Annotated in this window: 10 protein-coding genes; 5 read left to right on the forward strand and 5 right to left on the reverse strand. The window is 74.0% G+C overall.

Annotated features, from left to right (window positions below; translation table 11 throughout):
* Positions 1–48 precede the first annotated feature (48 nt).
* The 3 genes from AB0G16_RS26405 (at position 49) to aroQ (ending at position 2,359) form a co-directional block, all read left to right on the forward strand.
* On the forward strand, positions 49–552 hold the full coding sequence (locus AB0G16_RS26405) for a shikimate kinase (RefSeq protein WP_362810267.1): 504 nt from the start codon (positions 49–51) through the stop codon (positions 550–552).
* Between the two features lie 106 nt (positions 553–658).
* Complete coding sequence (gene aroB, locus AB0G16_RS26410) at positions 659–1,735, forward strand: 3-dehydroquinate synthase (protein WP_362810270.1); 1,077 nt, start codon at positions 659–661, stop codon at positions 1,733–1,735.
* A gap of 189 nt (positions 1,736–1,924) precedes the next feature.
* Positions 1,925–2,359 carry a type II 3-dehydroquinate dehydratase gene (gene aroQ / locus AB0G16_RS26415; protein ID WP_362810387.1) on the forward strand — a complete coding sequence of 145 codons (435 nt, stop codon included), beginning with the start codon at positions 1,925–1,927 and terminating at the stop codon, positions 2,357–2,359.
* 41 nt (positions 2,360–2,400) lie between these two features.
* Here the strand turns inward: aroQ and AB0G16_RS26420 are convergent, their stop codons facing one another.
* From AB0G16_RS26420 to AB0G16_RS26435, 4 genes are all read right to left on the reverse strand, one after another.
* Entirely contained in the window at positions 2,401–3,237 is an 837-nt protein-coding gene (locus AB0G16_RS26420) for an alpha/beta hydrolase (protein ID WP_362810273.1), read from the reverse strand.
* 19 nt (positions 3,238–3,256) lie between these two features.
* Positions 3,257–4,081, reverse strand: a complete 825-nt coding sequence (locus AB0G16_RS26425) for an alpha/beta hydrolase (RefSeq protein ID WP_362810276.1) — start codon at positions 4,079–4,081, stop codon at positions 3,257–3,259.
* 66 nt (positions 4,082–4,147) lie between these two features.
* The gene (locus tag AB0G16_RS26430; RefSeq protein WP_362810279.1) at positions 4,148–5,470 is read right to left on the reverse strand and encodes an MFS transporter; all 1,323 of its coding nucleotides are present in this window, start codon (positions 5,468–5,470) and stop codon (positions 4,148–4,150) included.
* Positions 5,471–5,514: 44 nt separating this feature from the next.
* On the reverse strand, positions 5,515–6,429 hold the full coding sequence (locus AB0G16_RS26435) for an alpha/beta hydrolase (RefSeq protein ID WP_362810282.1): 915 nt from the start codon (positions 6,427–6,429) through the stop codon (positions 5,515–5,517).
* Between the two features lie 126 nt (positions 6,430–6,555).
* Here AB0G16_RS26435 and AB0G16_RS26440 point away from each other — a divergent pair, with 126 nt between their 5' ends.
* Positions 6,556–9,267, forward strand: a complete 2,712-nt coding sequence (locus AB0G16_RS26440) for an AAA family ATPase (protein ID WP_362810285.1) — start codon at positions 6,556–6,558, stop codon at positions 9,265–9,267.
* A gap of 79 nt (positions 9,268–9,346) precedes the next feature.
* Here AB0G16_RS26440 and AB0G16_RS26445 read toward each other — a convergent pair whose 3' ends face one another.
* Positions 9,347–10,096 (reverse strand): alpha/beta hydrolase, encoded by a 750-nt coding sequence (locus AB0G16_RS26445; RefSeq protein ID WP_362810288.1) that lies wholly within the window; start codon positions 10,094–10,096, stop codon positions 9,347–9,349.
* Positions 10,097–10,192: 96 nt separating this feature from the next.
* On the opposite strand from AB0G16_RS26445, the gene AB0G16_RS26450 reads away from it, so the two are divergent.
* A complete protein-coding gene (locus AB0G16_RS26450; protein ID WP_362810291.1) occupies positions 10,193–12,820 on the forward strand; it encodes an AAA family ATPase in 2,628 nt (875 codons plus the stop codon).
* Positions 12,821–12,872: the final 52 nt, after the last annotated feature.

Here is a 12,872-nt window from a genome sequence, read left to right on the forward strand (position 1 = left end):
GGGAGCCTCCGGCCTCCCGGCGCGCGGCCCGCGGTCCGAGGAGAACACGTGAGTCCCCGAGCAGTGCTGATCGGCCCTCCGGGGTCGGGTAAGTCCACCGCCGGACGGCTCCTGGCCGACCGGCTCGGCCTGGCCTTCCGCGACACCGACGCCGACGTGGAGCTCACGGCGGGCAAGCCGGTGAGCGACGTCTTCATCGAGGACGGCGAGGAGACCTTCCGCGCGTTGGAGGCCGACGCCGTGCGGCTGGCGCTGGCCGAGCACGACGGCGTGCTCGCCCTCGGCGGCGGCGCGATCCTCTCCGAGGCAACCCGCGACCTGCTGGCCGGCCACCAGGTCGTCTACCTGGAGGTCGGCCTCTCCAGCGCCGTGCAGCGGGTGGGCCTGGCGTCGGCACGTCCGCTGCTCGTGCTGAACCCCCGCAGCCAGCTCAAGAAACTGATGGACGCCCGCCGCCCCCTCTACAGTGGTCTCGCCACGATCACCGTGGCGACCGACGACCGTTCCCCGGCGGAGGTCGTGGACGAGATCGTCGCGCGCCTGAAGGAGTGACCGTGACCGGGTGCCGACGCGCCCGCCCATGCGGCCACCGGAACAACTCACCACGGAGTCCTCACGTGTTCCTGAACGCAGCCCGCCCGCCCATGGCCGGTGACTGGTGACCGTCACCCGGATCTCCGTGAAGGGCGAGAGCCCGTACGACGTGGTGGTCGGCGCCGGGGTGCTCGGTGAGCTTCCCGGCCTGCTGGGCGCGGGGGTCCGCACGGTCGCCGTGATCCACCCGGAGGGCCTGCCGGAGATCGCCCGTCCGGTCTGCGGCGCGGTCGAGGCGGCCGGGTACGAGGTCGTCCCGCTGCCGGTGCCCGACGCCGAGCGCGCCAAGACGGCCGAGGTGGCCGCCGCGCTGTGGTCCGCCTTCGGCCGCGCGGGCATGACGCGCTCCGACGCCGTGGTCGGCGTCGGCGGCGGCGCCACCACCGACCTGGCCGGGTTCGCCGCCGCCACCTGGCTGCGCGGCGTCAAGGTCGTGCAGGTGCCGACGACCCTGCTGGGCATGGTCGACGCGGCGGTGGGCGGCAAGACCGGCATCAACACCCCCGAGGGCAAGAACCTGGTCGGGTCCTTCCACCCGCCGGCCGGGGTCCTGTGCGACCTGGCCACGCTGGTCTCGGTGCCCCGCGACGACTACGTGGGCGGCCTCGCGGAGATCATCAAGGGCGGGTTCATCGCCGACCCGGAGATCCTCACGCTCATCGAGGACGACCCGGAGGGCGCCCGGCTCCCCGAGGGGCGGCACACCCGGGAGCTGATCGAGCGGAAGATCCAGGTCAAGGCCGACGTCGTCGGCGCCGACCTGCGCGAGAGCGGCCTCCGGGAGATCCTCAACTACGGCCACACCCTGGCCCACGCCATCGAGCGCGTCGAGGACTACCGGATGCGCCACGGCGAGGCCGTCGCGATCGGCATGGTCTACGCGGCCGAGCTGTCCCGCCTGGACGGCAGGATCGGCGCCGACCTGGTGGAGCGCACCCGGTCCGTACTGACCTCCGTGGGCCTGCCCACCGCCTACCGCCGCGAGGCCTGGCCCGAGCTGCGCGACCACATGCGCCTCGACAAGAAGAGCCGCGGCGCCACGCTGCGCTTCGTCCTGCTCGACGGCCTGGCCAAGGTCTCCCCGCTGGTGGACCCGCCCGAGGAGCTCCTCGAGGCGGCCTACCACGAGGTCGCCCGATGAACCCCGCGGGCCCGGCGACCCCGGCGATCCCGGCGAGTCGGATGAACCGGACGAGCCGGACGAGCCCGGTGGGCGGGCCCGGCCGGTCCGGTGACGCGGGGAGCGCCCGGCGGGAGGCCGGGAAGAGCCCGGCGAGGAACGTCGGCCGCGCGGCGGGCGCGCGGCCACCGAGGAGCGGTGAGTGATCCGATGAGACCCGTCTACGTGCTCAACGGCCCCAACCTGGGGCGGCTCGGCACCCGGGAGCCGGACGTCTACGGCGCGGAGACCTTCGCCGACCTGGCGGCGCTCTGCCGGGAGACCGGCAGGGAGCTCGGCCTCTCGGTCGACGTACGGCAGACCGACGACGAGGGGGAGATGCTCGGCTGGCTGCACGAGGCGGCCGACGGCCGGATCCCGGTGGTGCTGAACCCGGCCGCGTTCACCCACTACTCCTACGCGCTGCGTGACGCCATCGCCCAGCGCACCGCCCCGCTGGTGGAGGTGCACATCTCCAACCCGGCCGCGCGGGAGGAGTTCCGGCACAACTCGGTGGTGGCCTCGGTGGCCACCGGCACCATCGCGGGCTTCGGCCTGAGGTCCTACGTGCTGGCCCTGCACGCCATCGCCGACGACACCGTCTGAGCCGCGTCCCGTCCGAGCCGCGAGCCCGGCCGAGCCCCGGTTCAGGACCTGACGGAGGTTCCGCCGGAGGCCGTCGCGTGCTCCACGGCCCAGGCCAGGGCGTGGTCGGCCACGGCCTCCCATCCGGGCGCGCCGCAGGTCCAGTGGTCGCGGCCCTCGAACTCGTGGTACTCGGTGACCGCGGGTGACCTGCCGTAGTGCTTGGCGTTGGACCTGTTCACCGAGGGCGGCATGATGTGGTCCTTCTCGCCGCCGATGAACAGCAGCGGGGCGCGGTCGGCGGAGTAGTCGACCCAGGTGTCCTGGTGTCCGGGCTTGAAGTTCGCGAACAGCCCGTACTCCCAGACCCAGTTCCCGGGGGCCGGGATGGCGTAGCGGTCCCACACCTTGCGGGACTCCTCCTCGGTGAGGGTGTTGGTGAAGGCGTAGTGGAACTCCTCGGGGGTGAAGCCGACGGCCCTGTGGCGGTTGGCCGGGTTCTTCAGCGCCGGGAACAGTGATCTCGCCTGCGACAGCGGGTTGACCCGGACCCCCTCGGTGGGCGCGGAGTCGATGACCACCGCGGCGGCTCCGAGGCCGCGGGCCAGGAGCAGCTGGGTCAGGGTGCCGCCGAAGGAGTGGCCGATGATGATCGGCGGCTTCGGGAGGGCCTCGATGACGCCGGCGAGGTGGTCGACGGTCTCGGGGACGGTCAGCCCGGCGATGACGCCGGGGTTCTCGCGCAGTGCCTCGACCTCGATCTCGAAGCCGGGGTAGGCGGGGGCGAGCACGGTGAGGCCCTTGGCCTCGTAGTACGTGACCCACTCCTCCCAGCTTCGGGGCGTCATCCACAGACCGTGAACGAGTACGACGGTGTCCGGGCGAAGATCGTGGTTCATGAAGGGCTCCTTGGTCCGGTCAGGAATCGATGAAGGCGAGCAGGTCGGCGTGCAGGCGGTCGCGATCGGTGTCGGGCAGGGCGTGCCCGCTGCCCTCGTAGACCTTCAGGACGGCGCCGTCGATCATCGAGGCCGACCGCTTCCCCCCGACCTCGAACGGCACGATCTGGTCGTCGTCGCCGTGGACGACCAGGGTGGGGACGTCGATCTTCGCCAGGTCCGGCCGGAAGTCGGTGGCGGAGAAGGCCTCGATGCACTCGTACGCGCCCCGGTGCCCGCAGGCCATGCTCTGCAGCCAGAACGCGTCCCGGAAGCCCCGGGCGACGTCCTGCCGGCGGTTGTGCCCGAAGAACGGGCCGTCGGCCAGGTCGCGGTAGAGCTGGGAGCGGTTCGCGACCTCACCGGCGCGGATCGCGTCGAAGACCTCGACGGGCAGTCCCTCGGGGTTGTCGTCGCTCCGCAGCATCAGCGGCGGCACGGCGGACACCAGGACCAGCTTCGAGACGCGGTCGCCGCCGTGGCGGCCGAGGTAGTGGGCGACCTCCCCGCCGCCGGTCGAGTGCCCGACCAGGGTGAGGTCGCGCAGGTCGAGGTGCTCGATCAGGCAGGCCAGGTCGTCGGCGTAGGTGTCCATCTCGTTGCCGTGCCAGGTCTGCGACGAGCGGCCGTGGCCGCGCCGGTCGTGGGCGACGGCGCGGTGCCCGTGCTCGGCGAGGAAGAGGGCGGCCGCCTCCCAGGCGTCGGAGTTCAGCGGCCAGCCGTGACTGAGCAGGACCGGCGAACCGCCGGAGCCCCAGTCCTTGTAGAAGATGTCGGCCCCGTCGGCGGTGGTCACGTAAGGCATGTCCCGTTCCTTCGGATCGATGTCGATGGGCATGACGCTAGATTCGCGGCCGCCGGCGGAAATCGGTCAGATGACTGCACCTGAGCCGACGGGCTCCTGACTCAGGCGGCCGTCCAGATCCCTGGCGCGGGTCTCGGGGGCGAGCAGGACGGCGAGGAAGGCGATCGCCCCGCAGACCACGAGCAGGAGGGCGACGGGCCAGGACGCGCCGCCCGCCCCCGCCACCAGGGCGGCCGCCACGAGCGGAGCGGGCCCGCTGGTCAGCGCGGCCGTCCACTCGCGGGCGATCGCGATACCGCTGTAGCGGTAGCGGGTGCCGAACAGCTCGGTGAGCAGCGCGGCCAGCACGGCGAACATGCCGGCGACGCAGACGCCGTACCCCAGCGTGACCGCGAGGATCACCAGCGCGGGGTGGCCGGTGTCGACCAGCCAGAACATCGGGAACGCGAACAGGGACAGGGCGAGCGCGGCGCCGAGGAAGACGGGACGGCGGCCGACACGGTCGGCCAGCAGCCCGAACAGCGGCGTGACCGCGATCGCCACGGCGGAGGAGAGCACGTTGCCGATCAGCCCCACCGTGGCGGGCAGGCCGAGCGTCCTGGTCACGTACGACAGCACGAAGACGTTCACGATGTAGCCGATCGCGCCGAAGGGGGCGTTGACCGCGACGGCGATCAGCAGGCTCCGCGGCTGCCTGGAGGCCACCTCCAGCGCGGGGAAACGGCTCAGGCCGCGTGCGCGCTCACGCTCGAAGATCTCCGACTCGGGCACCCGGCCCCTGAGGAACAGTCCCACACCCACGCCCACCAGGCTGAGCAGGAACGGCACCCGCCAGCCCCACGTCTCGAACGACGGCAGCGCCGCGGCCGCGGTGAAGACCAGCGTGGCGGTCAGGATGCCGATCTGGACGCCCGCGCCGGGAAGCGAGGCCCACAGGCCCCGGCGGCGGGGATCGCTGGTCTCGGCCACCAGGACGAGGGCGCCGGCGTACTCGGCTCCGGCGCCGAAGCCCTGCGCCAGCCGGAGCAGCACGAGCAGGATCGGCGCCGCCAGGCCCACCTGGTCGTAGGTGGGCAGCAGCCCGATGCCCGCCGTGGCCAGTCCCATCAGCAGCAGCGTCACGACCAGCGCGGGCTTGCGCCCGGCGCGGTCGCCGAAGTGGCCGAACACGACACCGCCGACGGGACGGGCGAGAAATCCGACCGCGAACGCGGCGAAGGAGCCGAGGGTGCCCGCGAGAGGGGTGTCGGCGGGGAAGAACCGGTCGTCGAAGACGACCGCCGCGGCCAGCCCGAAGAGGGCGTGGTCGTAGAACTCGATCGCGGTGCCGATGACGGCGGCCCTGGCCACCGACCCGCTCGTCACGGCCGCCGCCCGTCCGCTCGTCACGGCCGTCCTCCCCCCGCTCGCCGTGGCCGTCTCCCGTCCGTCCGTCATGGCCGCCCCCCGCCGGTGGTGCCGAGCGTCCGGGCGAGAAAACGCCCGGCCTGGTCGATCGCCTCCTGCGCGGTGTGGGTGCCACGCAGGGCGTTGAGCGTGAGGAACCCGTGAATGACGCCCTGGTAGCGGACCGCGCTCACGGGCACGCCCGCCCCGCGCAGATTGGCGGCGTAGGCCTCGCCCTCGTCGCGCAGCACGTCGGCCTCCGCGGTGATCACCAGGGTGGGGGGGAGACCGGCGAGCTCCCTGCGCGTGGCCCGCAGCGGCGAGGCGGTGCTCTCGGGTCTTCGGCCCTCGTCCGGGACGTACTGGTCCCAGCTCCAGCGCATGCCGTCCGCCCGGAGGAAGTAGCCCTCCGCGAACTCGCGGTAGGAGGCGGTGTCGCAGGAGGCGTCGGTGGCCGGGCAGAGCAGCACCTGCCCGGCCAGCCGCGCGCCCGCGCGCAGTGCCAGGGCCGCGGCCAGGTTCCCCCCGGCGACCGCGATGCGGGAGGCGTCCAGCCCGAGCCCGGCGCCGTGTCTCCTCACCCACTCCAGGGCGCCGAGACACTCCTCCAGCGCGACCGGGTACCGCGCCTCGGGAGCGAGACTGTAGTGCACGAACGCCACCGCGGCGCCCGCACTCAGCGCCAGCTCACGGGCGAGCCGGCTCTCGGAGTGCTCGTCGCCGAACACCCAGTCGCCGTGCAGGTACAGCACCACCGGCAAGGCGCCGTCGAGGCGCTCGGGCCGGTAGACGGTCAGGCCGGCGATCTCCTGGGCGACGGTGCCGGGGACCGGGATCTGCGGACACTGGACGTCGCGCATGGCCCTGCGGCCCTCCCACGGCGGCATGCCGTACAGGAAGGGCGGGCTGGCGGTGGCGTCGGCGAACGCCTGAGCGGCGGGGTCCAGCACGGGCTTGGACATGAGGGCTCCCGGAGAACGGCGGACGGCGTCTCGACATTAGGGTGAGGACACGCCACGGGGTATGCGTCGCATGACGTATTTCTCGCGACACCGAAGGGCGTTTCTTGCGAGAGAAGCGGAGCTTTGATGGCCATGGCCCTGTTCGGGCGTGAGCGCGAGATCGCCCGGATCGAAAGCCTGGTGGCGCGGATCCCCGAGCAGGGCGACGCGCTGCTGGTCAGGGGCGAGGCCGGGATCGGCAAGTCGGCGCTGCTGGCGGTCGCGCTGGACCACGCGCGGGCCCGTGGCTTCGCCACGGCCGTCGCCACGGGCGTGCAGAGCGAGACCCACCTGCCCTTCGCCGGGCTGCACCAGCTGATCCAGCCGATGCTCCAGGCCGCGTCCGAGCTGCCGGCCGCCCAGCGCGACGCCCTGCTCGACGCCTTCGGCATGGGCGACGGCCAGGATCCACAGCCCTTCCTCATCGCCCTGGCCGTGCTGAACCTGCTCGGGGAGGCCGCCGCGGCCAGGCCGCTGCTCGTCGTCGTCGAAGACCTGCAATGGCTCGACCGGCCCACCACCGAGGTCCTGGCTTTCGTCGCCCGGCGCCTGAGATCCGAGCCGATCGGGATGCTCCTGGCCGTGCGCGAGGGGTACGCGACCACGCTGGACGACATCGGCCTGCCCGAGCTGACCCTGGGCACGCTCGACCTGGCCGCGGCCGAGGCGTTGCTGGACAGCCGGTCGTCCGCGCTCTCCGCCGGCGTGCGCTGGCGGGTGCTGGCCGAGGCGGCCGGCAACCCCCTCGCCCTGGTGGAGCTGCCGATCGCCCTCGACAGGGAGCCTGGCCCGCCCTCGGGTGAGTTCCTGCCGCTCACGGCCCGGCTGGAGCGCTCCTTCGCCACCCGGCTGGCCGAGCTGCCGCGGCGTACCAGGGTGCTGCTGCTGGCCGGCGCCGCCAACGACGGTCACGGCCTGCGCGAGGCCCTGGCGGCCGCCGGCACGGTCACCGGCACCCGGCTGTCGCTGGCCGACCTGGCCCCGGCGATCGACCTCGGCCTGGTGACGCTGCACGAGCGGGCCATCCGGTTCCGCCACCCCCTCGTGCGGTCGGCGATCTACCAGAAGGCCGGGCCGCTGGATCGGCAGGTCGTCCATCTGGCGCTGGCCGACGTGCACGCGCCGGACCCGGACCGCCGGGCCTGGCACCGGGCGGCCGCGCTCGACCACCCCGACGAGAGCGTCGCCGCCGACCTGGAGCAGGTGGCGCTCCGGGCCCGGCGGCGTGGCGCGCTCACCGTGGCGGTCACCGCGCTGCGCCGCGCGGCGGAGCTGAGCGAGCAGCCGACCGACCGCGCCATGCGGCTCCTGAGCGCCGCGGAACTCGCCTTCGAGCTGGGCCGCGGCGAGCTGATCGAGGAACTGCTCGCCCTGACCGACCCGACCCGGCTCGGCGGGCCGGAACGGGCCCGGCTGGCGTGGCTGAACGAGATGCTGGAGGAGGGCCGCAACGAGGGCCCGCAGCGCGTGCGCAGGCTCGTCGCGACCGCCGAGGAACTGGAGAGCGCGGAGGACCAGGCCCTGGCGCGCAACTTCGTCCGGGCGGCCGCGCTCCGCTGCTGGTGGCGCGATCCCGGTCCGGAGCTCCGCGCCCGGGTCATCTCCCTGGCGGAACGGCTCGCCGCGCACGACGACGATCCCGAGTTGCTGGTCGCGCTGGCCGCCGCGGCGCCGGTGGAGCGAGCCGGAGAGCTGATCGGCCGGCTGACGAGGTTGCGGGAGACCCGGATGGACGGCGCCATGGCCAGGCTGCTGGGCGTGGCCGCCAGCACGATCGGCGCGCACGAGCTGTCCGCGGCGTTCCTCGACGACTCCATCGGCGAGCTGCGCGCCCAGGGACGCCTGGGGGTGCTGGCGCAGTCACTGACCTCGCAGATGCTCAACCACGTCCTGGGCGGCGACTGGTCCGGCGCCATGCTGGTGGCCGAGGAGTGCGAACGGCTGACCAGGGAGACCCAGCAGCCCCGCTGGCAGTCGGCGGCCCTGTCCGTCCTGGCGCTCCTCGCCGGGCTGCGGGGGGAGGTGGACCAGGGGCTGGAGCTGGCCGCCCGGAGCGAGCGGGTGCTGGGCAGTGTCACGATCGCCTCCAACATCGCCCAGATCCAGTACGCCCGAGGGGTGATCGCGTTGTGCGCGGGCCGGCACGCCGCCGCCTTCGGCCACCTGTGGCGGGTGTTCGACCGTCGTGACGCCGCCCACCACCCCATCTGGTGCTCGTGGACGATCGGCGAGCTGGCCGAGGCGGCGGTGACCGCCGAACACCGAGGCCTGGCCCGTACGGCCCTGGCCGAGCTGGAGGACATGGGCGCCCGGACGCCCTCCCCCTACCTGCACGTCGGCCTGCGCCACGCCAGGGCGGTGCTGGCCGACGACGCCGACGCCGAAGGCCTGTTCACGGCCGCGCTGGACGCGGACCTGTCCTCCTGGCCCACCGCGCGGGCACGGCTGCTGCTCGCGCACGGCGTCTGGTTGCGCCGCCGGCGCCGGATCACGGAGGCCCGCGGCCCGCTGCGAGCGGCCCGCGACGCCTGCGACAAGCTCGGGCTGCTGGCCTGGGGCGAGAAGGCCCGCCGGGAGCTGCGGGCCACGGGCGAGGGCAGCCACCTGCGCGTGCCCAGCTCCGCCGAGCGGCTGACCCCGCAGGAACTGCACATCGCCAAGCTGGCCGCCACCGGCCTGTCCAACCGGGAGATCGGCCAGCAGCTCTACCTGTCGCACCGCACGGTCGGCACCCACCTGCACCACGCCTTCCGCAAACTGGGGATCGCCTCCCGCGGTCAGCTCCGCGACGTCCTCTGAGCCGCGCGGCACCCCCGCCGCCTACGTCATGCGACCGATACCCTTCTCGCGGCCGGTTGCCTACCGTGGTGCCGTGCCGTCATCCCGCCAGGAACTCCAGCAGCGACCGGTTCCACTGCTCGGCGTGGGTCAGCGGGGCTCCGTGCGGCGCGTCGGGAATCGTGACGAGCGCGCTGCCCGCGATCGCCCGCTCCAGCCGTGCCCCGCCGTCCCGCGGCGGCACGAACGCGTCCCCCTCGCCCTGGACGATCAGCGTGGGCACGGTGACGCGCGACAGGTCCGCGGCCGGGTCCGCGGAACCCCACGCGGCCAGCGAGTCCGCGGTCCCCTGGGGAGAGGCGTCGGCGGCGAGCCCGAGCAGGTACAGGCGGGTCCGCTCGTCCAGCGCGCTGTGGCCGTCGACGGCGAAGAAGCGCAGCAGCACGTCGTCGAGCATGGGGATGCGGTGCCACCGGCAGGCGGTCATGAGCTCGTGCGCGATCGGGTCCGGGTACACCGCGGGGCTGCCCAGCACCAGCCTGTCCACCCGGTCCGACCCGGCCGCGTAGGTGACGGCCTCGGCGCAGCCGGTGGAGAAGCCCACCAGCGTCACCCCGGTCAGCCCGAGGGCGTCCACCACCGCGGCCAGGTCGGCGGTGAAGGTGCCGTGGTCGTAGCCGCTCCAGGGCCGGCTGGAACGGCCGAAGCCCCGCCGGTCGTAGGAGACCACCCGGTGGCCCGCCGCGACGAACGAGCCGACCTGCGCCTCCCAGAACCGCTGCGACAACGGCCAGCCGTGCACCAGCACGACCGGCTCACCGTCGCCGAAGTCCTCATAGAAGAGGCTCACGTCTCTTTCCACCTGTAGAAGCGGCACCCGCCCAGCATGGCGCGGCCGCTGTCGCGCGCCATCGGTCAAATGACTGCACCCGAGGGAGAGGAACACATGGAGATCATCGGTCGCGAACGGGAACTGGCCTCACTGCGGCAGGCCATCGACCGCGCCCCCGGTGTCCTGCCGAACGTCGTGCTGCACGGCGACCCTGGCGTCGGCAAGTCGGTCCTGCTCCGGGCGGGCGTCGCCTACGCCGAGGGGCGGGGGATGCGGGTGGTGGGCGGCAGCGGTTTCGAGAGCGAGGCGCAGCTCGCCTTCGCCGGGCTGCACCAGCTCTTCGCGCCCGTCATGGAGTACCTGGACCGGGTGGAGCCCTTCCACCGGGACGTGCTGCGCCGGGTGCTGGGCATGCAGGACGGGCCGGTGCCCGACCGGCTGGCGGTCTCGGTGGCGTCCCTGGCCGTGCTGGCCGCCGTGGCCCGGGACACGCCCGTGCTGATCGCCGTGGAGGACGCCCACTGGGTGGACCTTCCCACCCGCGAGACGATGATGTTCATCCTGATGCGTCTCAAGCCGTACGACCTGCGAGCGATCTTCGCGCGGCGGCCGCTCACGGCGAGCGAACGCGTCACCCCGGGGATCGGCATGCTGGAGGTCGGGCCGCTGGCGGACGAGGCGGCGGGGGAACTGCTGGACCTGCTGCACCCCGGCCTGCCCGGGTCGGTGCGCGAGCGGGTGCTGGGCGAGGCCGCGGGCAACCCGCTCGCGCTCACCGAGCTGGCGCAGACCTCGGTCGGAGTGGAGATGCTGCCCGCCCGCGTGCCGTTGCGCACCCGGCTGGAGACCGCGTTCGCCGGACGGGTGCTGGAGCTGCCGCCCGAGATCCGTACCACGCTGCTGGTGACCGCCCTGGACGGCGACCGGCTGGAGCACCGGGCCGAGCTGTCGCCGCACGACCTGCTGGAGGTGGAGCGGCTGAGCCTGGTCACGCGCGACTCGACCCCGTCCGGGATGCGCTTCCGGCATCCGCTGGTCAGGTCGGCCATCATCAACACGGCCTCGCCGGAGGAGACGCGGCAGGCGCACGCGGTGCTGGCCGAACAGCACCGGGCCGACCCGGAACGGCGGATGTGGCACCTGGCGGCGTCCAGGGTCGAACCGGACGAGGGCGTGGCCGCCGAGATCGAGAAGGCGGCCCGCGCGGTGAGCCTGCGCGGCGGCAGCGGGCTGGCGGTCAAGGCGCTGCAGCGGGCGGCCGAGCTCACCCCGGACCCGGCGGCCCGCGCGGCGCGGCTGGAGCACGCGGCGGAGCTGGCCGGCGAGTCCGGGCAGCTGGACCTGGCTCAGGAACTGCTGGACGAGGCGCGCCGCCACCTGGACGACCCGGCCAGGGCCCTGGCGGTGCGGGCGCAGATCCTCCTGCTGCGCGACGGGGACCTGGACGCCGCCCGCCGCCTGCTGCGCGGCACGCCCGGGGCCGGTCCGCTGGTCAGGGTGATGGCCGCCTCCTACGCCCAGGACCCCCAGGAGTGGGCGGAGGTCACGGACGTGGTCGCCGGTTGCGACGACGAGCACGCGCGCCTGCTGCACGACGTGTTCCTGGGCGCCGGCACGGCGCAGCGGGTGCGGGCGGCGCTCGACACGCTGCCCGGCGACGCACCGCCCGGCCAGGTGGCCGCGTTGTGCCGGGCGGCGACCTGGATGGACCTGCTGCCCCACTACCGCGACCGCATCCGCGCGCTGACCGAGGGCGAGGCGGGGCGGGGCGCGGTGACCCACGCCGCGGGCGGTCACTGGCTCGCGGCGCACGACCACTTCCTGGCCGGGCGGTGGGACGACGCCGAGAGCACCGCCAACGCCGGGCTGGACCTGTGCGTCCGCCACGACCTGGAGCTGACGGCCCACGACCTGCGCTGCAGCCTGGGCTGGATCGCGGCCGCGCGGGGCGACGCCGACAGCGCCCGCGAGTACAGCAGGACCGTCGAACGGTGGGCCGCGCCGCGCGGCAGCGGCCTGCACCTGTCGCTGGCCTCCCGCAACCTCGCGCTGGCCGCGATGGCGCACGGCGACTACGAGACGGCCTACGCGCACTGGGCGAGCATCAGCCCACCCGGCGTCATCCTCCCGCACGTGGCGTTCGCGCCCTGGGCGGTCCTCGAGCTGGTCGACTCGGCCGTGCGCACCGGCAGGACGGCCGAGGCCGGGGCGCACGCCGCCGCCGCGGCGCACCTGGCGGAACGGGCACCCCGGCTGCGCCTGCACGTGACGGCGGCGCGAGCGCTGGTGGCGCCGCAGGAGGAGGCGGTACCGCTGTTCAAGACCGCGCTCGCGCTGCCCGGAACCGAACGCTGGCCCTTCGACCACGCCCGGATACGCCTGGCGCTGGGCGAGTTGCAGCGCCGCCGCCTGCAACCGGGTGAGGCCCGGCCCGAACTGCGCCGGGCGGCCGACCTGTTCGCCGCCGTCGGCGCGACCGCCTGGCAGCAGCGGGCCGAGCAGGAACTGCGCGCCACCGGCGTGGCGGTCAGCCGGCGGCCCAACGCCACCCACGGTCTGACCGCCCAGCAACTGGAGGTGGCCCGCCTGGCCGCCTCGGGGCTGAGCAACAAGGAGATCGGCGAGCGGCTGTTCCTGTCGTCGCGGACCGTCAGCGCCCACCTTTACCGGATCTTCCCCAAGCTGGGCATCACCTCCCGCGCCGCCTTACGCGACGCGCTGGAGGACGGCGCAGCCAACTGACCGATTCGTGGAGGCGCCGCGGCGGCGGATGCTCGTGCCGTAACCAGACGCC

This window comes from Streptosporangium sp. NPDC023615 (assembly GCF_040640155.1).
Lineage (GTDB): Bacteria > Actinomycetota > Actinomycetes > Streptosporangiales > Streptosporangiaceae > Streptosporangium.